Origin of the sequence: Listeria weihenstephanensis, assembly GCF_003534205.1 — a bacterium.
Classification (GTDB): Bacteria; Bacillota; Bacilli; order Lactobacillales; family Listeriaceae; genus Listeria_A; species Listeria_A weihenstephanensis.
This window is the reverse complement of record NZ_CP011102.1, coordinates 2,242,143-2,266,609: the sequence shown is the minus strand read 5'-3', so window position 1 is coordinate 2,266,609 and position 24,467 is coordinate 2,242,143. Positions and strand designations below refer to the sequence as shown.

Annotated in this window: 18 protein-coding genes; 15 read left to right on the top strand and 3 right to left on the bottom strand. The window is 45.0% G+C overall.

All coding sequences use genetic code 11. The features are described from left to right. Position 1: 1 nt before the first annotated feature. The 3 genes from UE46_RS11045 (at position 2) to UE46_RS11035 (ending at position 1,367) form a co-directional block, all read left to right on the top strand. The gene (locus UE46_RS11045) at positions 2–562 is read left to right on the top strand and encodes a molybdate metabolism regulator (protein ID WP_118907611.1); all 561 of its coding nucleotides are present in this window, start codon (positions 2–4) and stop codon (positions 560–562) included. 106 nt (positions 563–668) lie between these two features. Then, on the top strand, positions 669–1,025 hold the full coding sequence (locus tag UE46_RS11040; RefSeq protein ID WP_118907610.1) for an addiction module toxin RelE: 357 nt from the start codon (positions 669–671) through the stop codon (positions 1,023–1,025). 12 nt (positions 1,026–1,037) lie between these two features. Beyond that, entirely contained in the window at positions 1,038–1,367 is a 330-nt protein-coding gene (locus UE46_RS11035) for a helix-turn-helix domain-containing protein (protein ID WP_051492915.1), read from the top strand. Positions 1,368–1,497: 130 nt separating this feature from the next. On the opposite strand, the gene UE46_RS11030 is transcribed toward UE46_RS11035, so the two are convergent. After that, complete coding sequence (locus tag UE46_RS11030; protein WP_036060831.1) at positions 1,498–1,836, bottom strand: YjgN family protein; 339 nt, start codon at positions 1,834–1,836, stop codon at positions 1,498–1,500. A gap of 129 nt (positions 1,837–1,965) precedes the next feature. Between UE46_RS11030 and UE46_RS11025 the strand changes: the two genes are divergently transcribed. From UE46_RS11025 to UE46_RS10980, 10 genes are all read left to right on the top strand, one after another. Continuing rightward, positions 1,966–2,442, top strand: coding sequence for a hypothetical protein (locus UE46_RS11025; protein ID WP_051492916.1), 477 nt, complete (start codon positions 1,966–1,968; stop codon positions 2,440–2,442). Between the two features lie 67 nt (positions 2,443–2,509). Continuing rightward, a complete protein-coding gene (locus UE46_RS11020; RefSeq protein WP_036060832.1) occupies positions 2,510–2,938 on the top strand; it encodes an Ohr family peroxiredoxin in 429 nt (142 codons plus the stop codon). Between the two features lie 169 nt (positions 2,939–3,107). Continuing rightward, the gene (locus UE46_RS11015; RefSeq protein WP_036060833.1) at positions 3,108–3,875 is read left to right on the top strand and encodes an ABC transporter ATP-binding protein; all 768 of its coding nucleotides are present in this window, start codon (positions 3,108–3,110) and stop codon (positions 3,873–3,875) included. After that, positions 3,862–5,841: an FtsX-like permease family protein gene (locus UE46_RS11010; RefSeq protein ID WP_118907609.1), complete on the top strand. Its 1,980-nt coding sequence runs from the start codon at positions 3,862–3,864 to the stop codon at positions 5,839–5,841. The genes UE46_RS11015 and UE46_RS11010 overlap by 14 nt, the downstream gene beginning before the upstream one ends. A gap of 57 nt (positions 5,842–5,898) precedes the next feature. Then, positions 5,899–6,576: a response regulator transcription factor gene (locus tag UE46_RS11005; RefSeq protein ID WP_036060834.1), complete on the top strand. Its 678-nt coding sequence runs from the start codon at positions 5,899–5,901 to the stop codon at positions 6,574–6,576. 13 nt (positions 6,577–6,589) lie between these two features. Continuing rightward, positions 6,590–7,468: an NAD-dependent epimerase/dehydratase family protein gene (locus tag UE46_RS11000; RefSeq protein WP_118907608.1), complete on the top strand. Its 879-nt coding sequence runs from the start codon at positions 6,590–6,592 to the stop codon at positions 7,466–7,468. 242 nt (positions 7,469–7,710) lie between these two features. Continuing rightward, the gene (locus UE46_RS10995) at positions 7,711–8,157 is read left to right on the top strand and encodes a hypothetical protein (protein ID WP_036060835.1); all 447 of its coding nucleotides are present in this window, start codon (positions 7,711–7,713) and stop codon (positions 8,155–8,157) included. Between the two features lie 37 nt (positions 8,158–8,194). After that, positions 8,195–9,925: an adenine deaminase gene (ade, locus tag UE46_RS10990; RefSeq protein ID WP_036060836.1), complete on the top strand. Its 1,731-nt coding sequence runs from the start codon at positions 8,195–8,197 to the stop codon at positions 9,923–9,925. A 1-nt stretch (position 9,926) separates the two neighbouring features. Then, positions 9,927–10,970, top strand: coding sequence for a sensor histidine kinase (locus UE46_RS10985; protein WP_036060838.1), 1,044 nt, complete (start codon positions 9,927–9,929; stop codon positions 10,968–10,970). Between the two features lie 7 nt (positions 10,971–10,977). After that, entirely contained in the window at positions 10,978–12,078 is a 1,101-nt protein-coding gene (locus UE46_RS10980; RefSeq protein WP_036060839.1) for an iron-containing alcohol dehydrogenase family protein, read from the top strand. A gap of 168 nt (positions 12,079–12,246) precedes the next feature. On the opposite strand, the gene UE46_RS10975 is transcribed toward UE46_RS10980, so the two are convergent. Then, on the bottom strand, positions 12,247–12,903 hold the full coding sequence (locus UE46_RS10975) for an RloB domain-containing protein (protein WP_036060840.1): 657 nt from the start codon (positions 12,901–12,903) through the stop codon (positions 12,247–12,249). Beyond that, positions 12,904–14,241: an AAA family ATPase gene (locus UE46_RS10970; RefSeq protein ID WP_036060842.1), complete on the bottom strand. Its 1,338-nt coding sequence runs from the start codon at positions 14,239–14,241 to the stop codon at positions 12,904–12,906. A 216-nt stretch (positions 14,242–14,457) separates the two neighbouring features. Between UE46_RS10970 and UE46_RS10965 the strand changes: the two genes are divergently transcribed. Together UE46_RS10965 and UE46_RS10960 are read left to right on the top strand one after the other, a co-directional pair. Beyond that, positions 14,458–14,913 carry a hypothetical protein gene (locus tag UE46_RS10965; protein ID WP_036060843.1) on the top strand — a complete coding sequence of 152 codons (456 nt, stop codon included), beginning with the start codon at positions 14,458–14,460 and terminating at the stop codon, positions 14,911–14,913. A 19-nt stretch (positions 14,914–14,932) separates the two neighbouring features. Next, positions 14,933–24,460, top strand: coding sequence for an RHS repeat-associated core domain-containing protein (locus tag UE46_RS10960; protein WP_233230922.1), 9,528 nt, complete (start codon positions 14,933–14,935; stop codon positions 24,458–24,460). Positions 24,461–24,467: the final 7 nt, after the last annotated feature.

The window sequence follows — 24,467 nt, the reverse complement described above, 5'->3', positions numbered from 1 at the left end:
AATGGCAATTGATATGTATTTTGATGATCGGAAAGTTGGACTGGACAAAAAAACGAGCCATCCGCATTTTGTCGCGCATTTTAAATCGGATTTTTATTTTGATGGTACGGATGAAGCCTCACCGTTTGGCAATAAGGCTGGTGCTGACACACTTGTTGCATTAGAAGAATTTTTTCAAGATAAGGAAGTAGAGGGCATTAGTTTATCGGATTTCCCTCGGCATATTGTAGAATCGCAGTTGGGAATGACGTATTTTCCTCCGAAAGATATGGACTCGGGATCGCTTGCTAAACTGATGGAGGTGAGTGAAGCTGATGTTTGGCGGTCGGATCAGGTGGTACTTGCAACGGCATTTGGGCAAATCAAAATTACTGGGTATATTATTCCAGCGCTTAAGGACATGGCTCATGATGCGCTTGGACGGATGAAGGCGACGAATGATTTGTTGGGGCGCGAGGACGAGTTCGGTTATTATGATAAAATGCTCTATGATTTGATGACGTTTGAGAAAACATATGTATCCGTGCTGCCAGATCTTTGGTGTAAGAGGTGCCAAATGTAAATGGGTAATTAGGTAAACAAAACTGGGGGAGCTTTTTTTAGTAGAATGGAATAAAAAATTGACTTACCCTATTAAGTAGGGTATACTAAAAGAAAGCGAGACGATAATGATGATGCAACTATCCAGAGAGTTTGTTTACGTTGATGAATTTGACAGTCGCACGAAGAAATTAGGTTTTACAAGCGCGGACTACTATAATATGGAGCAAATACTGCTTTTGGAGCCTAAAAAAGGAGCCGTCATGCCATATACGAATGGACTTAGAAAGCTCCGGTATTCGCCTACTCATTCTAATGCTGGTAAAAGCGGTGGATGTAGAATCTTTTACGTAGATATTGAGAGCCATCATCTAATCATACTAGTAACATTAATAAATAAGCGAGAAGCGGATAATCTTAGCGACGCGGAATGCATCTATCTCGGTAAATTTGTATCGAAGTTGAAGGAATTATATATTGGATGAGGAGTGATGGACATGACGGAACTATTTGATTCGCTAGAAAAAGGACTAAAACAGGCCATTGCCCATGCGGATAATACAAAAAAAGCACGTACCAAAAAAATATTGATCACAGAATTGCCGACGTATAGTGCTAAAGATATCAAGGGATTTCGTCAAAAAGTCGAGCTCACACAAAGTGCTTTTGCTGAATTGATGGGCATATCTAAGAAAACAGTAGAAGCATGGGAAAATGGTCGGAATTCCCCTAATGGCTCGGCCACACGCCTACTCCAAATAATAGACTCCAATCCAGAAGTGCTGATGGATGAGCTGACTATAGAAAATGAAGCAATCGTCAATTAAAATATAGAACAGTCTTGGATAGAACCTGAGATAAAGCAAAAAAGCCTACCCATTTTTGGGGGTAAGACGAAAAATTTTGCTTTATACAAATCGAGCGTTTGCCGCTGATTTATCTCGGTTGTGTCCCACTCTAGTTTTTGAATGTTGTGTTGCGGGCCTTCCAATCTTCTAGTTTAATAAACACCCAAAGTGAATAAATTCCAAGTGTAATAATCATGAGCAATAACCATTTAATCCAATTTCCGAAGAGTCCAAATGCAGAACCGTTAAATTGCATCCGACGACCTTCGATAACGGTGTGATTGATTTTCCATCCGTAAATCATCGTTAGTGCCCAAGGATAACAAATGCCGACCGTTAATACTGTGACAAGGGTTCCAAGGATAGTCCAACCGATAAATTGTAGTAAACCGCCATCAAAAAAAGAAGTTCGTCCGTTTTTCGTTTCATAAAATTCTTCGCGAGCCATTTTTTAGCCACCTTCCATTATGCTTATTTTAACTTAGAAAACCAATTATTGTCGAGATTAACCTATCTTTCTGGTTTTATTCAAGGTACAATAATAGTAATAAATCTATTCTAGAATGAGGTAATAAAAGTGACAGAAAATTTTGCGGAAAAGATTGCAAACGGTGAAAAGGCACAGTTTAAGGTAAATCACGTATTGGTTATTTCGAGCAGTCTCTTGTGGATTGCGATTGGAATACTATTATATGGTGTTTTTGATCATATAAAATCGGTAAATGGGACGGAAAAGCTTATTTTACTCATTTTTATTGGGATTATTATTTTACGACCATTATTCCGATTGCTTAATTTAACGCCAACGTTGGAACTTTCAGCTGAGGGCATGGCTTATCGTGGGGATTTCCAGTCGTGGAACAGCGTCGAGGAAATTAAGATTGCTGTACCAAAATTCAAATTTTTCGCGCAGGGGAAGATGTTGGTTTACACGAAGATTAAAGATCGACGTGAAATGGCGTGGGATATCGTAGCAGCGGATGTGAACTTGCCACTTGCAGATTTGGAAATATTGATCAAAGAATGTATGGAACTGTATAAGACGGAGAAATGATGTTTTTTAAGCGTGTTTTTAGGGAAATAAAGATAAGGAAACATACACTTTAAGGAGGTCTTTTCGAATGGGAAAAACTTTTTTTACGACGAGTGCAACTGGTGTTGGAGGTCGGACTGGAACGGTGAGTTCGAATGACAGCGATTTATCTTTTAAACTGAGCCGTCCAAAATCCTTTAATGGTGAAGGTGGGGACGGGACAAATCCTGAGGAACTATTCGCGCTTGGCTATGCGGCGTGTTTTGGCAGTGCTTTTCAATCGGTAGCGCGCAAAGAGAAGTCGGACGCTAAGGCTGCGATTACGGTGGCAGTTTCGATGAATGAAGATGAGACGCTCGGTGGATACAAGCTGAGCATTGCGATTTCGGCTGAAGTTGCTGATGCGAGTAGTCTTGATGAGGCGCAAAAAATTACTTCCATGGCGCATGAGATGTGCCCATATTCGAAAGCGACTCGAGGGAACGTTGATGTGAGCGTTGACGTGAAATTGAAATAATGGTGAATAAGAGTAAGGAATAAGGTACGTTTTGATGATGTTAGTATTGTCGGAAAACGCGCTTAATTCCTTGCTTTTTTGTATAAATACGCCTCAAGTTCCGGTGGGCAGGGGCCAGCTTTTAGTGTACAATAGATGAGAGAGAATTTTGAGCGGAGGTTCAGGCGAGATGAGTGTTATTTTACAAGCAAAGAATGTTAGAAAAGTATATGGCTCGAAAAGTACGCTTTTTCCCGCGCTGAATAGTGTGAGTTTAGAGGTGCGCAGGGGAGAATTTGTTGGCGTCATGGGACCAAGTGGTGCTGGGAAATCGACGCTTTTAAATGTGCTTTCGACGATTGATAAAGCGACTTCGGGGAGCATTGAAATCGATGGGAAAGCATTTGAGGATATGCGGGCAAAAGAGATGGCCATTTTCAGGCGGGACAAGTTAGGATTTATTTTTCAAGATTATAATTTGTTGGATACGATGACAATTAAGGATAATATTGCTCTGCCGTTGTCGCTTTCAAAAGTGAAGCCGAAAGAGGTGGAAGATCGTGTTGCGGAGGTGATGCGCCAGTTTGGTATTTTAGAATTGGCGAACAAATTTCCAAATCAAGTGTCGGGTGGGCAGAAGCAGCGAACGGCGGTTAGTCGGGCGATGGTGACGAATCCAGCGCTGATTTTTGCGGATGAACCTACAGGTGCGCTTGATTCTAAAGCGGCGACGAATTTGCTGGAAAGCTTGGTCTATGCTAGAGAAGCACGAAATGCGACGATTATGATGGTGACGCATGATGCCTTTGCAGCGAGTTTTTGTGAGCGGATCTTATTTATTAAGGACGGCGAGCTCTTTACGGAAATTTATCGTGGTTCATCGACGCGAAAACAGTTTTACCAGAAAATTTTAGACGTGTTAGCGATGCTTGGTGGTGGAATGAATGACTCTATTTAAAATTGCTTTCACGAATGTACGCAAAAATTTTGGGCAGTTTTCGATGTATTTGGGATCACTGATTTTGAGTGTGCTCATTTATTTTACATTCGTGTCGCTGGCGTATAATAAAAGTATTGGTATCATTTTTAAAAAATGGGGACTTGGTGGGCAAAGTGTTTTTGTGGCGGCGTCCATTGTGCTTATTATATTTGTAGCCTTTTTTGTTTTCTATTCTAGTAATTATTTCACGAGGAGTAGGAAGCGGGAATTGGGTCTTTATTCGTTACTCGGTTTACGTAAGGCGCAGATTGGGCGCATTATTTTTTATGAGAATTTGATGATGCATGTGATGGCGGTTGTTGCGGGCGTTTTGATAGGTATCTTTTTTTCTAAATTTTTCTCGATGCTATTATTCCGAATTATGGGCTTGTCCATTCCAAGTGGATTTACGTTTTCTATCGCTGCGATCGGCTCGACTGTGTTTGTGTTTGCAATTATCTTAATTGTGACGTCAGCCAATGGTTATTGGATCGTTTATCGGCATAGTATGATTGAGTTATTTAAAGCGGATGTGCGAGAAAAAAATCCACCGAAGGGTTCGCTGACTTTATCTATTTTAGGGATTTTCTTGATTGGTTCTGGCTATTTTTTGGCGACGCGATCGATAGATGATTCGATTTTTTGGACGGAAAACACTTTTTTTGCATCGATGCTTTTTGTTCTTTTTGGTGTAATTTTAGGAACATGGTTGTTGCTCCGCTTTTTATTTCCTTATATTGTTTATAAATTATTTCAGCGTAAGTCGTTTTTCTATAGTGGGACGAATATTTTAACGGTGACCTGGTTGCGCTACCGGATGAAAAAGACGGCAGGAACACTGACGATGATTGCGATATTAAGCGCGACGACGTTGACAGCGATTGGGGCGCTCAGTTCGCTATATACGAATATTATTTCTTATGCAGAGAGTTCGAATCCGGATAGTTATGAAACGGTTTGGAGTACGGAAACGCAGCGCAAGGAGATTTTTGCGGCGATTAGGGAGAGTAAGGGGCATGATTTAATTTACCACGAGAAGGCGGACGTTTATGATGCTAACGTGATAGATAAAGTGGATAAGAACGAGCCATATAGCCATCACCGTATGACTTATTTTTCAGTGATATCTATCTCGGATTACAATCGGCTGGCGATGAAGCTGGATAATAATTCGAAAAAAATTAAAAGTTTGGGAGATGAGGAAGCGATTTTTCTGAGTCCAAATGGTTCTTTGGAAAATTCTAAGCGCAAAAATATATTGACCAAAAAACCTTACATGCTCCAATTTAAGAATAATTCCAAACAATATAAAGTGAAAATAAAAGATATTTATAATCATACGGTACTGAACGCAGATATAGCTTCGTCGGTTTTGGTCGTTAATGATGCATTATATAGCGAAATTGCTCAAAAAACGATGCCGACGCACATTGATATTTTTCAGGTAACGAATGAGGATAAGGCAGAGTCGCTTGACCATAAGATTCAAGCGATAACTGGAGAACCGAATAGCTGGTGGAGCACAAATATGTCAAGCTTTTACTCGAACTATCACATGATGAGTACGCTTGTTGGGGTTATTCTTTATATAGGTGTATTCATCAGTATCGTGTTTTTCGCGGCAACAGGAAGTATTATTTACTTTAAACAAATTACGGAAGCTGTGGATGAAAAGCCACGTTTTGCTGTATTGCAGAAGATGGGCATGAGTCAAAAAGAAGTACGTGCGGTTGTCGCAAAGCAGGTGTTGCCGGTATTTTTGATCCCGCTTATTTTGGGGATTTCGCATAGTGTAGCCGCGATGATTGGGATGTCGCTCAACTTGATGTTTAGTGTCAGCGCACCTGTTATTATTAGTACGACGATTTATACGGTGTTTTTCATTATTTATTATTTTATCTGTGTGGAGACGTATACAAAAATGGTTTCGAGTGAAAATGATTAACGTTTGAATGGTGGCTTGATTTTCGGTACAATGAGGTTGAGCCGAGGAGGTAGAAATATGGTAAAGGTATATATAGTAGAAGATGATATCGTTATTCGCGATACGATTCAAAAGCATTTGTCCAAGTGGGGCTTTGATGTCATGGTGGTGGCGGATTATAATAATATTTTGAATGAGTTTTTAGAAGCAGAGCCACAATTGGTGATTTTGGATGTGAATTTACCGTATTTTGATGGATTTTACTGGTGTAATCAGATTCGTGAAGTGTCGAATGTGCCGATTATTTTCTTGTCATCGCGGGATTCGCGGATGGATCAGATTATGGGGATGAACATGGGCGCGGATTATTATATTGAAAAACCGGTCGATTTGGATGTCTTGATGGCACGAATTAATGCGTTGATTCGTCGGACTTACTCGTATGCGGAACTTGAGGAACCAAATGTGATCGAGCATAACAATGTTTTCTTGCATATCGATACGAACACGCTCACTTATTTAGATGAAAAAGTAGAGTTGACGAAAAATGAATTCTTAATTTTATATGAGTTGTTGAAGCAAAAAGGTCGGATCGTGAGTCGCGATGAGATTATGCGTGTACTTTGGGAGGACGAGAGTTTCGTTGATGATAACACGTTGACGGTAAATGTCGTTCGCATTCGTAAAAAATTAGCGGAAATTGATTTAGCGAATTTTATCACAACTAAAAAAGGTCAGGGATATATGATTGAGTAAGGGAGTGCTTCATTTGAAAATTCTTGTTATTGGTGGAACGCGTTTTTTTGGAAAGAAATTGGTAACGAAATTACTTGCGGATGGACATGATGTTACGATTGCAACGCGTGGCAAGACGGTGGATGATTTTGGTGATCAGGTGAAGCGTGTTAGGATGAACCGGGAATCACGAGAGAATTTATTTTGTTTAGCGCAGGAAAAATGGGATGTTGTCTACGATAATATTTGCTACGCGCCACAAGATGCGCTTTATTCGATCGCTGCATTTGCGGATAAGGTTGGAAAATATGTCTATACGTCTTCGCTTTCTGTATACCGTGTACGTGATCGGGCGCTAGTAGAGGCTGATTTTGATCCATTTCATTATGAAATCGTATCAGGATCGCGCGAGGATTTTGAGTACGGAGAAGGCAAGCGTTTGGCTGAAGCAACATATTTCCAAAAGGCTAAATTTCCTGTTGTCGCGGTACGTTTCCCGATTGTGCTTGGGGAGGATGATTACACGGGGAGACTCGAGTTTCATATTGACCATGTACAGGCTGGGGAAGAGATTGGCATGCCGAATGAGGATGCTGAGATTGGGTTTATTTCATCAGATGAAGCGGCAGAATTCTTATGTTGGGTTGGAACGAAGTCGGATATCATCGGACCGATTAATGCGGCGAGTGATTCTGTGTATCAGTTGTCGGAGCTGATGGATTTGATTGAAAAAGCTACTGGGAAAACCGCGATTGTGGAAGAAATAACAGAGGATAATGATGATTCTCCTTTTGGAATTGAAAAAACGTATTATTTGGATAACACGAAGGCAAAAGAGGCTGGTTTTGAGTTTCGAGATTTGCATGAGTGGTTGCCGAAGTTGGTGGAATTTGATATAACGAAGAAGAAATAGGATGCCATGCGTTAATAGGCTTTTCCACTAAAGCCGTTACAAATGTTCAGTACATGAAAGAAATGACCTAACTTGTCTAGAGGTGGAGGTCATTTCTTTTTGTCGTGTGCGGGTCTGTTATGAGAACTACTAATCTTGCACATGTCTGGAAAGGATTGTTTTCTTTTTTTCAACGTTTTGCGTGGGATTTTAGTGTATAATAAAGCAGTGAAGAAAAATGAGAAAAAGGATGTGACGAAGGAATGCTTTCCTTTGAAGAGAAAAAGAATATTATTGATGAATATACAGAACTAGAGGCGCATCCAGTTTCGATGGGCCGGATTAACTATCATTTTCCTGCGAGTGTTCGTGAAAAGAAAATTGCAGTGAATCATTTGCATCCGAACGGTAACGCGTTTGTTTATGCGCCTTATTTGGATGATGCGGACAAGAATGGCTTTGTGAATATTCGTGAGGCTTCTGAAAGTGAAATTAGAGAACTTGTCGCAGGTTCGATTGCGTTTTTGAGTACGGATGGCGATGAGTTTGAAGAAGGTTATGAGGAAGCATTTCGTGATGCGTATCGGACAGTCGTGATTTTGCGATATGAGAACAAAATGTGGGCGGTTTATTCGGATGATCATTTGGAAGCGATTTTCCCTTCTCGTGAAGCGGCGGATGGTTATTTAGCGGACGAAGGCTTTCAGTGATATAAAGGCAAATGAAGCGTGAAAGGGGGAAGCGTTAATGCGGAAAGTAAAGCAATTGCAAGAGCGCGTTGCAGTCAGTGATTTGCGAGCTGCAGCGGATGTTATTATTAAGAATGGCCGGATTGTCAATGTTTTTTCTGGTGAGATTATGGAAGGCGATATCGCGATAAAAAGTGGCTATATCGTTGGGATTGGCGATTTTGATGAGGCGGCGGAAATCATTGATGCGAAGGGGCAGTATATTGTGCCTGGTTTCATTGATGCGCATGTTCATGTCGAAAGCGCGATGGTTCCACCTTCTGAGTTCGCGCGGGTATTATTGCCGAATGGTGTGACGACAATTGTGACGGATCCGCATGAGATTGCAAATGTTGCTGGTGCGAAAGGCATCGAGTTTATGCTGGCTGATGCGGCAGAAACACCGCTTGATATGTATGTGATGTTACCTTCTTCCGTTCCCGCGACGCCGTTTGAACATAATGGCGCAACGCTTGAGGCCAGTGATTTACGCGCGCTTTACCAACATGAAAAAGTGATTGGTCTTGCGGAAGTCATGGATTTCCCGTCTGTTGCAAGTGGTAAAACAGATATTTTGCAAAAAATCGTGGATGCGGAGAAGCACGGCGGTCGAATCGATGGGCATGGCGCTGGGCTTTCAAAAGCAGATTTGAATAATTATTTAGCGGTTGGAATTCGGACGGATCATGAGAGTACGACGGCGATGGAGGCGATGGATCGTTTGCGCGCTGGTATGTTCGTCATGCTTCGTGAGGGAACGGTGGGGCGTGATATGATTCATACGTTGCCCGCGGTGAATCCGAAGAACAGCCATCGTTTTTGTTTTTGCACGGATGATAAGTTGATTGATGATTTGCTTGAGGAAGGCTCGATTAATTATAACGTGAGACTTGCGATTGCGAACAAAATCGATCCAGTAATGGCGATTCAAATGGCGACGATTAACGCTGCGACGTGTCATAAGTTGCCACATTTAGGCGCAGTTGCTGCTGGATACCAAGCGGATATCCTATTTTTACGTGATTTGGAAACCGTGACGATTACAAAAGTAATGAAGCGCGGTGAAGTAGTCGTGGACGATGGTATTCGCGAGGAATCACTGTTTAAGAAACAGGATAGCAATTTTGAGTCCCCAGCAATTCTACATACGTTAAAATTAGAGGACTTAAAACTTGAGATCGCGGGTACGGCGGCGAATATTATTGGTATGCAGCCCAACAGCTTGTTTACCGAGCATTTAGTAGAGCCAATCACGGTTCAAAATGGTGAATTTCAAGTATCGGTGAAAGACGATCAACTGAAAATGGTCGTTGTTGAGCGCCATAAAGGTACGGGGTGCGTTGGTGTTGGAATTGTGAAAGGCTTTGGTATTAGGCACGGAGCGATTGCAACGACAGTCGCGCATGATTCGCATAATATCGTGGCGGTCGGTTCATCGGACGCAGATATCATGCTAGCGATCGAACATATCACGAAAATTGGTGGCGGTATCGCCGTTGTGGATAATGGAAAAGTGGCGGCAAATCTAGCTTTACCAATTGCGGGGCTTCTCAGCACACAGCCATATGAAGAAATTCAGCATCAATTAGATCACTTGAATGATGCGTTTCGTGGTGTGAGCGCGAAACAAGGTTTTGATCCATTTTTGACATTATCATTTTTAACATTGCCGGTTATTCCTAATTTGAAATTAACGGATCAAGGATTGTTTGACTTTAATGTATTTGGATTTATCGAAGTGGGGGTTTAATATGACTTGGTGGAGCTACGTACGCGATAAGAAATTTTTCCTATTATTCTTTGTGGTTGTGATGTTTTTTATTGGTGTTTTGCTTGCGGTTGATCCGAATAGTCAGTTGACGCTCGGGAATATTATTTATTTATATGTGTTTATGTTGCTGTTTTTGATCGCGTATTTAGTACTAGGTTATTCGTTTAAACGCACGTACTGGAACGAAATGCAGGAACTCGTGGAAGGTGAGATTGAGGAAAATATTCTTGAATTATTACCAAAACCGCGGACGCGTGAGCAGGCTTTTTTCAATGAGTTGATGCGGAAAAAACACCTGGAGGAGCAGCGCGAGATTACGAAATTGCGCGATAAGCAACAGGAGTACCATGATTTTATTTTGTATTGGGTGCATGAAGTGAAAACGCCGATTGTAGCGAGTAAAATGTTGATTAATAATCCAGATTTGAATGATCCAGCGACGATTTATCGCGGGGTCGAGGCGGAACTGGATTCTATTGATCGTTTGGTGATGCAGGCGCTTTACTATTCGCGATTAGACACCTTTGCGAAGGATTATTTCATACAGGAAATGGCGCTTGGACCAGTCATTAAGGATTGCGTGAAGCGACATTCGAAGCTGTTTATTTCAAAAAAAATGAAGCTTGATTTGGCCGAAATTAATGTAGAGGTTCGTAGCGATAGTAAATGGCTTGGTTTTATTTTGGATCAGGTGATGACGAATGCGCTGAAATATACGGAACCGGGCGGGGAAATCAAGATTTGGTGCGATTCAAGCGATGATGGCACGAAAACGGAGCTTCATATTCGCGATAATGGAATCGGCATTAAAGAAGAGGATTTGCCGCGTGTTTTTGAACAAGGTTTTACTGGTATGATTGGCCGAACGGAGAAAAAAGCGACGGGAATGGGGCTTTATTTAGCGCGTCAAATGTCCGGGAAATTGGGACATAAGATCGCCATTTCCTCGGAAGATGGCGTTGGAACGGAGATCGTGATTACCTTCCAGCAAAAAGAAGACTATTTATTAATTGCAAAGGACTGAGAAGCGAATGGAGAAAAATTTGATTGTTCGCGGTGCGCCGCAGGAGTTTGAGTGTAAAGTTGGGGCTTGGCAGGAGCTTGGCGGTCATTTAGAGCGTCGAGATATTCGCCGTGTGTTAGTTGTGCATGGTGGCGTTTCGTGGGATAAGGCGAGACGATTTTTCCCAGCGTTGGCGGGCGTTAATGTGATATTTGAACAGTATCGCGGCGTGTGCTCGTTTGAGGAACGCGACCGGGTTTCGGCGATTGCTGAAGCTGGGGATGTCGATGCGATTATTGGCGTTGGTGGCGGAAAGGTCGCGGATTTAGCGAAGGCGATTGCGGTTCATTTGGCAATGCCGGTCATTATTTTACCGACTTTGGCGGCGACATGTGCAGCGTGGACACCGCTTAGTGTGATGTATGATGCTCGCGGTGAAATGCTGCAGTATGATGTTTTTGCGCGAAGCAATGCGTTGGTGCTGCTTGATCCTGAGGTGATTCTTGACTCGCCAATTGAACTTATGATAGCTGGAATCGGCGACACGCTGGCGAAATGGTATGAGGCTGACGTGATTATTTCGCAGCTTGCGGAACGTTCGGTGGAGATTGATATTTCGCTTTATACGGCAAAATTGTGTCGAGATATTCTGCTGGAATCGAGTGCTGCGGCGCTTCAAGCTATGCGTGACGGGAAACTGAGCGAGGCATTTGTGAAAGCTGTGGAGACGAATATTATGGTCGGTGGTATGGTCGGTGGATTTGGCGATGATTACGGTCGGACTTCTGGTGCCCATTCGATTCATGATGCGCTTACGGTCTTGGATGAAACGCATCATATATTGCACGGGAATAAGGTTGCGTATGGTGTTTTTGTTCAGTTGATGATTGAGAAACGCCAAGATGAGATTGTGAAATTGACGCCGTTTTATCAAGAGTTAGGATTGCCGACCTGTTTGCGTGATATGGGGCTGGATGGCTTATCGGATGAGGCGCTGGAACGTGTCGCTGAGCGTGCGACGGCCGCGGACGAGACGATTCATTTGATGCCTGGTGAGATTACGGCGAGGACTGTTTTGAATGCGATGAGGGAATTAGAAATTTTAATGGAGGAAGTGCGGGTTCGATGATTACGATTGATGTCGCGAAAAAGGAAGATGCAAAAGGGATTCGTGATTGGAAATGTCGGACCAACAAGAATATGAATCTTATTTAGCGGTTATAAATAATGCTCAAATAGTTCGGAAAGTTAAAAGTGGGAGATCCAGATATAAGATTCTCCACTTTTAACTTTCCTATCACCGACTCAAATACTGCAATTCCTTCACTAACAAATCAACATACGTAAAAGTTTCGCGAGCAATAAAATAGTCGAGCAGGGCTTCGTCGTTGAAATTGGGAAGTTCTGTTACATAGCGTTTTTGGTCGCGCGTGCCGCCTGACAGGATGATGCGTCGGGATTTTTTTGCGTTGGCGCTGGCTGGTTTTAAATTGTTGTAAAGTCGCCCGCGTTCTTGAATATACCAGCGCTCTTTTTTTGTGTAGTCTCGTGCGACTGCTTTGTTGAGGGCGCTTTGGGATATAAAACGCTTGGTATAAACTCCGTGATACATGCAGAGCCAAACTTCGAAACTGCGGCCAGAGACGAATAGTTGGGCATTTTCTCCAAGAGCGGCGAGATTGCTGATTTTTTTCTTTACATATTTAAGGTTGGAACGGTCTTCTGTGAAATCTAGATCGGTTATTATGAAAAATTTATCATCGGGATGGGCGCTGAATTTCAGCGCTTTTTTGAATTTCGTTTCTTGGGCGTGTGTGTAGATTTTTAGTTGGTAGTTTTTTAGTCTGCGCTGGAAAAGTAATTTGAAATAGTGGGCTTCGCAGCTGTTTGGTTTGATGCCACCACTGTCTTCGGGGATGAAGAGGTGGACGATTTTCCTGATTTCACGGCTCATTTAAAACACCTCCGGAACGGCTCCAAAACGACCGTCTAAATAGAGATTCGTCCAATTGTGGTTGTCGTAGGTGATTTCATGGAATTCGCTGAGGCTGAATACTTCGCTGGCCTGGGTTTCGCGATCTTTCTGGATGAAAATGACTTGTTCTTTGGCGAAACGATCGGGATTTAGCAGGAGTGGGTTATGGGAAGCAATCAGAAATTGCGCTTTTTTATCGTTTTCTTGATGGATGAATTTGTTTAGCAGGCCTTCTTGGATTTTCGTGTGGTATTTGTTGTCGAATTCGTCGCTGATAAATAGGATTTCGTTTTGCAGCGCGTCGAAAAGTCGGATCGAGCTTTCTAGGAATTTCTTGGTGCCATCGGATTCCATACTCATGCTTAGTGGGTATGTCACGTCGTCCACGATATGCGCGGTGCTGATTTCAAAGCGGCGGTTTTTCTTCGTTGTCGCGATGAGTTGGGCTTTGACGTCATCGGAAAAAGTGGCTTGTTCAATGGATTCGACGAGATTATCGGTCATGTCGGTGACGGAAAAATCTTGGATTGCGAAATCAAAATCGTACAGTGTTTCTAGTATTTCTTGTTTGAAACCGCTGTCTTTGTTGATTTGTTCGGCGAATGCTTCTAGGGAATTGCCATCGAATTGTTTGGTTTGGAAGCCTTTGGTAACTTCGGTTGCCAGACTTTCGACGATTTTATAGGCTAGAGATGCGGTTTCTTTGCTGAAATAGGCTTTATTGATGTCGTGGATGAGTACGGATAGGATGGATTTGTGGGTTATGTTTTCTTGCTCGATTTTGTTGAAAAGGCTTTTTAGTTGGATACTTTTTTTAGGAATTTGGCTTTTTAGACGTTCAAAAATGATGGTTGGTTTGGATAATGTTGTTTTGAGCATTTTTTTGTACGTTAGGGATTCTTCTTGGATTTCTAGGGTGCCCGCGTCGATGGCGAGTTCGTAGGTGTATTGGATGTCTTGATTTTCCTGGAAGTTGGGTTCTGTAAAGGTTATGGTGAAGCGGCTAGTGGTTTCTTTCGCCGTTGAAAATTGGAAGGCGTTGGGCGTGATATCAAAATCTGTTTTTTCGGTGTAGGTATGGCTTTTTTGGGTCATGGTGCGCATGAATTCGAAGGCGTAGAGTAGGTTTGTTTTGCCGGATGCGTTGGCGCCGTATAGGACTGCTCCGTTTAGAATGCTGCGCTTTTTCTGGTTATCGTAGTAGGTGTAGAGGGTGTTTTGGTTGAAAATATCGGCCGGGCTGTAGCTGTGATCGAGTGTCAGGCTTATTTGGTCGTGGATGGAAAAGAAATTGCTGATAGTTATTTTAGAAAACATCGGATTCGACTCCTTGTCTTTTTGTTTTATTATACCATCATGGGAAAAAAGGTGCGTTTTTTTGCTTTGTCAAATCGGAATTGGTCTGTCAAGCTAGATATACACACAAACTGGCTATTAAATGTGTCCAAATATCGACACTTTCCAGTTGCTTCTAAAATCGTCCTGTTTTTGTGGTATACTAGCCGAGATTGTGGAAAAATGGGAGGGTTTTGGATGCAGGAATTGTTAAAAAATAAGAAGGTTTGGGTGGTACTGGCACTGTTTTTGGTGTTTATTGTCATACTCTTGTTAGCGCTTCAACAGTGTTCGCGTGATGGAGAAAAGGGCGAAGGCGGGAAACCGGCGAAAGTGGCGCAGGATTTCAAACGGGATTATGCGAAGTGGTCGGATTTGAAGTTGAATGGGGACATTTGTCAGCCGGCGTATTTGGCGGAGTTGCGGGAGATGGAGACGGGGTTTCGGGCGGTTTATACGAAAGCTAAGAAGCCTGATGTTTGGGACGGATTGTCGGAGGCAGATCGGAAAATTTATACGGCTTATGGGGATGTTGGATTGGAACTGAAGGTCATGAATGATGCGATTGAGGCGCGGGATTATAAGAAGGCGCAAGCAGTTTTGACGGGAATTTTGGAGATAGAGAAGAACGTGAAGAAGGAAACTACATTATAAAGGGAGACGGGGATTACATATGAAAAAGGGATTGAAGATTTTATTGGTGACGCTTTTGCTATTTTCGATGATGCCGTGGCAGTTTGTGCAGGGTGCGATGAGTGTGGAGAGCGAGTTTGGGAATTATTATGGGAAACGGTTGGCGTCGCAGGATAAGGTGACGGTGGCGGATTTGGATAAGGATGCGCAGAAGCAGTTGAAGGATGGGGCGCGGACGCAAGATGTGACGGATGCGGAGAGTTCGGATGGTGCGAACGCGGATGCTGTTCGGTTGTTTGAGGCGGAGACGCCGAGTGTGACGGATGGCTTGACGGAGGATGCGACGGCTGCTGGGATGGATGAGGTGGTCGGGGATCGGACGGAGAATACGAAGACATTTGTGAATTCGGACACGGGTGAGGGTGAGACGTATTATTTCACGGAGCCGGTGCATTTTAAGGATAGTGCGACGGGGAAATGGGAGGATTTTGATACGACGCTGGTGAAGGATGGCGCGAAGGCTTGGACGGCGAATGAGACGGCGCGGGAGGTTACGACGCCTGAAATCGTGACGGAAGATGTGATGCCGACGCTTGGTTTGGATGGCGCGGATGTGGCGGTTCGGCCGAGTGGGGATGCGGATTTGACGCAGGTCGCGACGCAGGATAACCGGATTTTGTACGCGAGTGAGGATGCTAAGCAGGATGCCTTTACGGTGCAGGCGGATAGTTTTGGGATGGAGCTCGGGCAGTATGTGAAGACGGGAGACGAGACGGCGCAATCGGTTGCGTTTGATTTGACGGTTCCGGATGGTGTGACGCTCGTGGATGATGCGAAGCGTGCGGCGACGTTGATTTATCGTGGGAAAACGTTGATTGGCGCGATTGCGAGCCCTGTTTTGGAGGACGAGACGGGTTCTGTGATTGATACGTTGTCGGCGAAATCGGTGAAGACGGCGGATGGCTATAAGCTCGAGGTCGCGGCGTTTAGTACGGCGAATGTGACGGGGAGCCTCGCTAAGGTCGCGGTCTCATTTGTGAGTACGAAGATTACGAACGGGATTGAGGCGACGAGTTTGCGCCAGTATCGGGATGATGTGGCGTACTCGTTTCAGCCGTATATGTATATTGGATACGATGATGGAAATAACTCGGGAACGCTTGGTGCGGCTCATTTTATCACATATGGTGTCGTGAAGGTTCCGGATAGTGAGATTAAGAAAATCGGGACGAACCGCGAAATTGAATCGGCGGAGTTGTCTCTTTTTAGAAGTGGAACGGAAGGTTTTTGGGGAGATCGTGCGAAGGATAGCAGTGGCAAAGTGATTCAGCGCCAGTTCGAAGCGCACGGGATTACGAAGGATGTTGGGGCGATCGATGACCTGACGTATGGCAAATTCCAGAGCCTCGGTTTTCCGTATGGTCCGCCTGCGAATCTAGATGGTAATGAGACGTATATTGGCGGGATTGATGATGCGAATCGTCGGGTTTCGTTTGATATTACGACGGCCGCGAAGGACTGGGTGAATGGCGGGAAAAATAATGGGATTCTGGTGAAAACGGCGAAGGTGAATGGATTTGAATTGCCGTATTCGCAGGCCGATGTTTTTGCTGCGCCGAAATCTGGTGTTACGAGTGAGTCGCCGTATGTGGTGTTTAAGCACCGCGAGCGTCCGCCGATTGATGCGGATATGCCGCTCAAAGATACGACGTTGTATTTGCGTCCTTTTGTGAGTGCGAATAATGATGGTATGCTTGATTTTACGGCGCTTGGTATGGATGGTGTTGGTCGTCCGGATGCGAAGATTAATTATAAAATTGTCGATACGTCGGATAAAAATAAGGTGACGTTTAGCGGGACGGATCCGTCGATTGGGCGGGATTATTTGTTCCCGGATTATCCGAAGCTGAATAATTTGACGCAGGAGTATCGTGAGTTGATGAGTAATTGGCAAACGAATACGATGCTTTTGAAGGGTGCCTTGAAAGAGAATCATTTGTATCAAGTGGAGGCGGAGATTAAGGACGGGAACGAGTCGGCGAGCAAGAAGTATGATACGTTTCAGATTTATCGGGTAACGGGGATGGACTCGTTGCCGCGTTTGTTGAAGTTTTACGGGATTTCGAATAAGCGGTCGCAGTTTATGTTGGATAATAATATGAAGGATGAGTTGCTCGTTCAGGGGAACGTGGTGTTTATTCGGAATCCGCAGCAAAATGCGGGCAAGGCGTATCAGACGGCGGCATATTCTACGGCGGATAAGATGCGACTCGATGCGCTGGCGGTTGGGCGTGGCAAGCATTGTACGTTCGGATATGAGCCGATTAATTTTGATAGTGGAAACTTGCTTTATGATATGGAGGACGCGAAGTGGTTTGATTTCGATAAGGAGCAGACGATTACGCGGACGTATAATTCGATGGGGCAGGGTAAGGATAGTCCGATGGGGCGGAACTGGACGTTTAATTTGGCGGATCAGCTTGGGTTCTTGGAAGACGGAACGGTGATGTTGACGCGTGCGGACGGCGGGAGTGTGTTTTTTGATAAACAGGCTAACGGGACATTCGTGATTGCGGAGGATGAACCGCTTGCTTTGACGAAAAAAGTGAGTAAGGACGGTGCGCGGGAGTTTGAGGTCGTGAACTCGGAGACGGGCGACGTGTCGCTTTTTGCGGCGAATGGGCAGCTTTTGAAGGTGACGGATCAGGCGGGACACGTGACGGTTTATTCGTATAATGCGGATGGGGATTTGACGAAGATGGTGACGGGGTCTGGGAAGGTGCTGACCTATGCGTGGGATACGCAGGGGCATTTGAAGGAGATTACCTTGCCGGACGGTGGCAAATTGGCGTATTCGTATGATGCGGACGGGAATTTGACGAAGCTCGTGGATCAGACGGGGAAAAGGGTGACGTATCAGTATGATGATGCGCATCACATGACGTCTTATAAGGATCATGACGGGAAATTGTTGATTGAGAACGTGTTTGATGCGGATGGTCGTGTGACGAAACAGACGGATGGCGAGGGGCATGTTGCGACGCTTGCTTATGCGGACGGGAAAACCACGACGACGGATTTTAATGGGAACAAGCAGGTGATTTATTTTAATGAGCGCTTGCAGACGACGAAAATCGAATACGCGGATGGATCGGTGACGGAGAACGTGTATGATGGGAAAAATCAGTTGGTTGCTTCGGTGGATCAGCTGGGAAATAAGACGACGTTTGTGAATGATGCGAACGGGAACGTGACGAAAACGGTTTATCCGGACGGGTCGACGGAAACGGCGACTTTTGATGGGAAAAATCAACTTGTGCGGGAAACGGATAGTCTTGGCGGGGTGACGACGTATGAATATGATGCGGCGGGCAACGTGGTTAGGTCTATTTTGCCGAATGGCGGGGTGGAAAAGTACGCCTACAACGCGGATGGGCAGCTGGTTTCGGAAACGGACGCGAATGGGGCGACGACGAAAACGGTGTTTGACGCAGCAGGAAATCCTGTGCGGGAAACGGATGGCCGTGGGAATGTGACGGTGTATGCGTATGATGCGTTGTCGATGCTTAGCGCGGTGACGGATGCGAATGGTGGTAAGGAAACGTATGTGCGGAATGCGCGTGGGGAATTGACGCGGGAGACGAATGCGCGCGGGGACGTGACGGTTTATGGCTATGACGCGAACGGGAACAAGGTTAGTGAGACGGACGCGAATGGGAATAAGACGGCGTATGTGTATGATGGTTTGGGTCGCTTGACGGAAGAGACGAATCCGATGGGTGGCGTTACGAAATATGCGTATGACGGGAACGGGAATAAAATCAGTGAGACGGACCCGCTTGGAAACAAGGAGAAATTTGCGTATGATGCGCTGAATCGGGTTGTGAAAGCGACGGCCGCGGATGGTGCTGTGATTCGTTATGCGTACGATGCGCTTGGTCAGAAGTTGTCGGAGGAGACGGCGGACGGGCAGAAAACGACGTATCAGTATGACGCGAAATCGGGGTATATGACGGCGGAAACGGATCCGTTGGGGAACGTGACGGCGTATGCGTATGATGCGGACGGTAATGTGACGCGGATTACGTATCCGGATGGCACGACGGAAGCCTTTACGTATGACAAAATGGGGAATATTACGCGTTTTGTGGATCAGGAAGGGCACGTGCAGGAGTACGAGTTTGATGCGAACGGCAATACGACGAAGCTGAAAGAGGCTCGGCGTGTGTCGACGTATGATTATGATGCGAATGGCAGTGTGGTTGCGGAGCGCGATGCGGCTGGTGGCGTGAAGCAGTACGCGTTTGATAAGCTGGACCAGGTGCAGACGGAGACGGATGAAGTTGGCGCGAAAACGCGTTATGTGTATGATGCGGATGGCAATGTGACGCGGATTACGGATGGCAATGGGCATGTGGTGACGCTTGCTTATGACGGGGAAGCGAACGTGATTCGGGAGACGGATGCGGAAGGTAACGTGACGAAATATACGTATAATGCGCTCGGATTGGTGGCGACGGAGGTTTCGCCGACGGGGGACATTACGCAGTATCGCTATAATAAGAATGGCGATGTGACGGCGGAAATTGATCCTTATGGGAACGAGACTGCGTACGAGTATAACCAGACGGGCGACGTGACGGCGATTGTGGATGCGCTTGGGAACAAGACGACGTACGCGTATGATGTGCGTGGGAATGTGACGGAGAGCGTGGATCCAATTGGTCGGAAAACGACGTACGAATATGATTTGGCGGATAATGTTGTAAAGCAGATAAACGCCGATGGTACGGTTTCCACTTTTGCGTATGATAAAATGGACCGTTTGTTGGAGCAAAAAGACAATACGGGACAAAAGGAAAGTTATGCGTACAATAAAATTGGCGATGTGACGCGTGTGGCGGATCGTAAAGGCCGGAGCGAGACGTATGACTATGATGCGTTTGGAAACGTTGTTGGCGAGACGGATGTGCGTGGGAATAAGACGGGTTATGCGTATGATGCGGCGGATCGATTGGTCGCGCAGCAACATCCAGAGGGCACGACGCAGAGCATTGCTTACAATAAACGCGGCGATGTGACGTCGGAAATTTTGCCGAATGGTGGGAAATATACCTACACGTATGACGCGGAAGGCAACATGCTGACGGAGACGAATCCGCTCGGCGAGACGACGCGCTATGGTTATAATGGCAACGATGACTTGGTGAAAACGACGGACGCGGCGGGCGCAGTATCGAGCGTGACGTATGACGCGAACGGGAATGTGATTAAAGTTGTCGATGAAAATGGCGGCGTGACGCAGCAGAAATTTGATGCGACGGGACTTGTGACGAGTCAGACGGATGCGGAAGGAAATGAGACGCAGTTTGGGTATGATCCGCTGGGACGTTTGACGACCGAGATTGACGCGGCTGGCTTTAAGTTGCTGAATCGTTATGATGCGGCTGGTCGTTTGACGGCGGAAACGGATAAGCGCGGGAACACGACGGTTTACACGTACGACGATGCGGATCAAATTTTGGTGGCAAAAGAGCCTGCGGGAATTACGTCCAAATTTGAATATGATTTGCGCGGAAATGTGTTGAAAGAAATCGACGCGAACGGCAAAGCGACGAAATACGCGTATGATAAAGACGATTTATTGCTTTCCGAAACAGATGAAATTGGCTACAAGCAGAGTTACGCGTACAACCAGTTCGGCGATTTGACAGAGGAAAGCGACAATCAATCGAAGCAGGCCATTGTGAGTTATACGTACGATAAATTTGGCCAGCAGACGTCTGAAAAAGACGCGAAAGGCAGAATCACGCGCTATTCGTACGACAAAACACAGCGTCTAGAAGCCATTACGTATCCGAATAAGCTATCAGTCGGCTATTCCTATGATAAATTGGACCGCGTGACGGCGATGCGTGATGTGCGCGGTAACGAGTCGAAAGTGCAGTACGACAAGGTTGGCAACGTGACGTCGATGATTGACCCAGGAAATCAGGCGTATCAGTACGCGTATGATAAAAAGGGAAATGTGACGAAGGAAACCGATCCGTTGAAGGCGAGCACCGAATACCGCTACAACAAAAACGACCAAGTGGTGAGTATGAAAGACCCGACCAATGCGGTGACGACGTATCACTATGACGCGCGCGGTTTGTTGGATTCGGTGAAAGATGCACGCGGCAACGAGTCGAAAATGAAGTATGACGGCAACGAGAACGTGACGGAAACCACCGATGCGAAAGGTCAGAAGGAACAGTTTAAATATGATGCGCTGGATCGGATGACGACGGCGAAAAACCGCTTAGGCCAGACATCGACTTATACGTATGACAAAGTGGATAATCTGACGGAAATCAAAGACGCCAAAGGTTTTGTGACGAAATATAGCTACAACGACCGCAGCGATATGGTCAAAGAAGTGACGCCAGAGGGCAAGACGGAGAAATACGCGTATCGCTTGGACGGTTCGCTCCAATCCGAAACGAAACCAGACGGCAGCAAGACGACGTACAAATATGATGAGCTGAATAATTTGGTTGAGCAGCAATTTGACGGAGGCGGCTACAAATATACGTACGACGAAAACGACGAGATCAAAACGGCGACATCGAAAGACGGGACGGCGACCTTCACGTATAACAAATACGGCGATGTAACAGCGGTCAAAGATGCCAATGGCGAAAACCTGAAATACGAGTACGATACGATCGGGCGCAAAACAGCATTGATCTACCCAGACGGCACACGCGTGACCTACCGCTATGACGACACAAACCAGTTAACCGATGTCATCGAAGCAGACGGCAAGAAAACGACCTACGACTACGACGCCAACGGTTTACCACTCGCGATTCACTACAGCAACGGCACCAAAACAACGTACCGTTACTCCGCAATTGGCGAAACTGAACACGTCGAAACCAGCAATAAAGCCAGTAAAGTCATCGCGTCGTTCGATTACACCTACGATGAAAATGGGAATGTCACCAAAGAAACGATCAATCAAAACGGCACGAAACAAGTCAAAACCCACACCTACGACGCCGACGATCAACTCATCGACACCACCGTCAAAGCAGGCAAAAACACCGAAGTCATCACGTACATCTATGATGCCAACGGAAACAGAACCAAACTAAAGCGCGTCAAAAACGGTAAAAAAACCATCGAGGATTACCGCTATGATGACGACAATGTGTTGGCAATGATCCAAGCCGATGGAGACGCCGACACGACCTACACTCACGACAAAAACGGAAACATTACCAAAAAAGCACTAAGAAGTGGTAAAGTAGAAACATACACCTACAACGGTGAAAACCAATTGATTCAATCCGCCGACAACGAAGGCCACGTCACGACCTACAGATACGACGCCTTCGGCAACCGGATTGGCAAAGAAACCATCACCGACAAAACCAAAGAAGTCAAAGGCACACTCAGCGAATGGATCACAACCTATGACAAACAAGCCAAAGACAAACTTAAAGTAACACCAGGCAAAACAGCCACAGAAGGAACAAGCACCAAAGAAACCACAACAAAAGAAGAAAAAAGTAAACAAGAAAGTCTAACTAAACAACTAGAAAAACGAGCCAATGGCACGTTCGAAGGCTGTCCCGCGATTGCCGAAGATGGTGCAGATGTCGTGACAAAAGAAGATGGAACAACCACAACAACTACCAAGGAATCGACAGCATCCAAAGATGCGAAAAAAGTCAAAGACGGCATTCAAGGCAAAACCGAGCTAAAAGAAAGCGATGGCAACAGCTCGACCAGCACCGAGCGCACGACAGAAACAACCAAATCCGTCGGGTATCAAGCCATCAGCACGATTCGCTACATCAATGACTTAACCCAAGAATACACCCAAGTCGCGCAACTAGACGAAACCACCGAAGACAACGGCGAAACGACGGAAACCAGCACCGATTACCGATTTGGCGAAGACGACCAAATACTCGGCACCGAAGACGAAAGCTATCACGAAAACGGCTTAACAGACATCGCAACGACATCCAACGGCGAAGAAAGCACCGATTACGATTACACCGACTACGGCACAGCCATCGCAGCCGTTCCAATGGCGAACCAAATCGGTTACCGCGCGCAAATGCACGACACCAGCGACACACAAAACCTACGCGCCCGTAATTACGACACCAACACCGGTCGCTTCCTACAAGCCGATAGCTATCGCGGCGCTCTAGACGATCCGCGGACGCAAAACCGCTACATTTACGGCGGCAACAATCCGAATTCCTATAGCGATCCGAGCGGACACTTCATGAACTGGCTGAAGAAAAAAGCAAAAAAATTCAAGAAAAAAGCCAAAAAAGCCGCGAAGAAACTCAAGAAAAGTATTAAAAAAGGAATAAAAAAAGTCAAGAAAGCCATCAAGAAAACGGTCAAAAAGGTGAAACGTGCGTTCAAGAAAATCAAAAAAGCGGCTAAAAAGATTTATAAAAAAATAAAACGAGCCACCAAAAAAGCAGTGACTAAAGTAAAACGAGCCGTTGCTAAATTCAAAAAAGCCGCTAAGAAATCCATCAAACAAATCAAAAAAGTGGCGAAGAAGGTTTATAAAAAGGCAAAAGTAGCACTGAAAAAAGTACAAAAAGTAGCCAAAAAAGTGAAGCATATTGTAAAAACCATCAAGAAAGCAGGTATCAAACAACTACGAAAAGCTTTCAGTTATGTCAAAGCCACAGGAAAAGCCATCAAAGCAACGGTGAAAAAACAACTAGCAGCCAAGAAAAAAGCAAAACAAAAAGCAGAAGAAGCTAAAAAGAAGAAAGCTTACCAAGCCGTATGTAAAAATACACAAGCCATCAGTTCGTATAACTTCTCTGATTATCAGAAGAGTCCGCTGGATGATGGCACCTATTGGCTATCGAAACCAGGTAATACACCACAACAAAATGCAGCAGCCAGTAAAGCATACACCGCAGCCATAAAAAATGGTACGGTAGCGACAAGTTCAGGTGGTGTGAATAATGACTTGATGGACATTTACATGCGACAAATGATGGCAGTTGAAACTGGTCTAAATCCATTCACAGGAAAACCACTAACAACATGGGAGAAAACACAATTTGGATATGCTGGGACATATGGGATGCTGAGTTTAGGTTATCTAGGATTTTGGGGTAGTGGTGTGTATAAGAAAAAAACACCTATTAATGCTAACGCACAAGCGCAGAATATTAACCCATCTAAGATTAGGTTTAGCCAGAGTTCAGTTAATGGGTCATCGGAGATTATAAAAAGTATGAAGGATAAAGGATGGGTGGGAGATCCCATTGACATTGTCAAAATGTCGGATGGGTTATATACAACGGTTGATAATACTAGGGTCGCTGCAGCTAGAGCCGCGGGGATAGATGTCAAGGCTACTGTTAGGAATTTCAATGACATTCTACCAGCTGAAATGGTTGAGAGGTTTACTACTAATAAAGGCGTACCAAAAACATGGGGAGAGGCTGTAGAATTAAGAATTAAGAAACAAAAAGCTGAATTTAGGAATAATAACCCTATGGGTTCCAATGAATTAGAAAAAATGAAATAAGGAAAGG

Coding starts and splice junctions, on each gene's coding strand:
- UE46_RS10995 (WP_036060835.1), top strand. CDS start 7,711: ATGCTTTCCTTTGAAGAGAAAAAGAATATTATTGATGAATATACAGAA.
- UE46_RS11015 (WP_036060833.1), top strand. CDS start 3,108: ATGAGTGTTATTTTACAAGCAAAGAATGTTAGAAAAGTATATGGCTCG.
- UE46_RS10975 (WP_036060840.1), bottom strand. CDS start 12,903: ATGAGCCGTGAAATCAGGAAAATCGTCCACCTCTTCATCCCCGAAGAC.
- UE46_RS10980 (WP_036060839.1), top strand. CDS start 10,978: ATGGAGAAAAATTTGATTGTTCGCGGTGCGCCGCAGGAGTTTGAGTGT.
- UE46_RS10960 (WP_233230922.1), top strand. CDS start 14,933: ATGAAAAAGGGATTGAAGATTTTATTGGTGACGCTTTTGCTATTTTCG.
- UE46_RS11040 (WP_118907610.1), top strand. CDS start 669: ATGATGATGCAACTATCCAGAGAGTTTGTTTACGTTGATGAATTTGAC.
- UE46_RS10985 (WP_036060838.1), top strand. CDS start 9,927: ATGACTTGGTGGAGCTACGTACGCGATAAGAAATTTTTCCTATTATTC.
- UE46_RS10965 (WP_036060843.1), top strand. CDS start 14,458: ATGCAGGAATTGTTAAAAAATAAGAAGGTTTGGGTGGTACTGGCACTG.
- ade (WP_036060836.1), top strand. CDS start 8,195: ATGCGGAAAGTAAAGCAATTGCAAGAGCGCGTTGCAGTCAGTGATTTG.
- UE46_RS10970 (WP_036060842.1), bottom strand. CDS start 14,241: ATGTTTTCTAAAATAACTATCAGCAATTTCTTTTCCATCCACGACCAA.
- UE46_RS11045 (WP_118907611.1), top strand. CDS start 2: ATGGCAATTGATATGTATTTTGATGATCGGAAAGTTGGACTGGACAAA.
- UE46_RS11020 (WP_036060832.1), top strand. CDS start 2,510: ATGGGAAAAACTTTTTTTACGACGAGTGCAACTGGTGTTGGAGGTCGG.
- UE46_RS11030 (WP_036060831.1), bottom strand. CDS start 1,836: ATGGCTCGCGAAGAATTTTATGAAACGAAAAACGGACGAACTTCTTTT.
- UE46_RS11035 (WP_051492915.1), top strand. CDS start 1,038: ATGACGGAACTATTTGATTCGCTAGAAAAAGGACTAAAACAGGCCATT.
- UE46_RS11010 (WP_118907609.1), top strand. CDS start 3,862: ATGACTCTATTTAAAATTGCTTTCACGAATGTACGCAAAAATTTTGGG.
- UE46_RS11005 (WP_036060834.1), top strand. CDS start 5,899: ATGGTAAAGGTATATATAGTAGAAGATGATATCGTTATTCGCGATACG.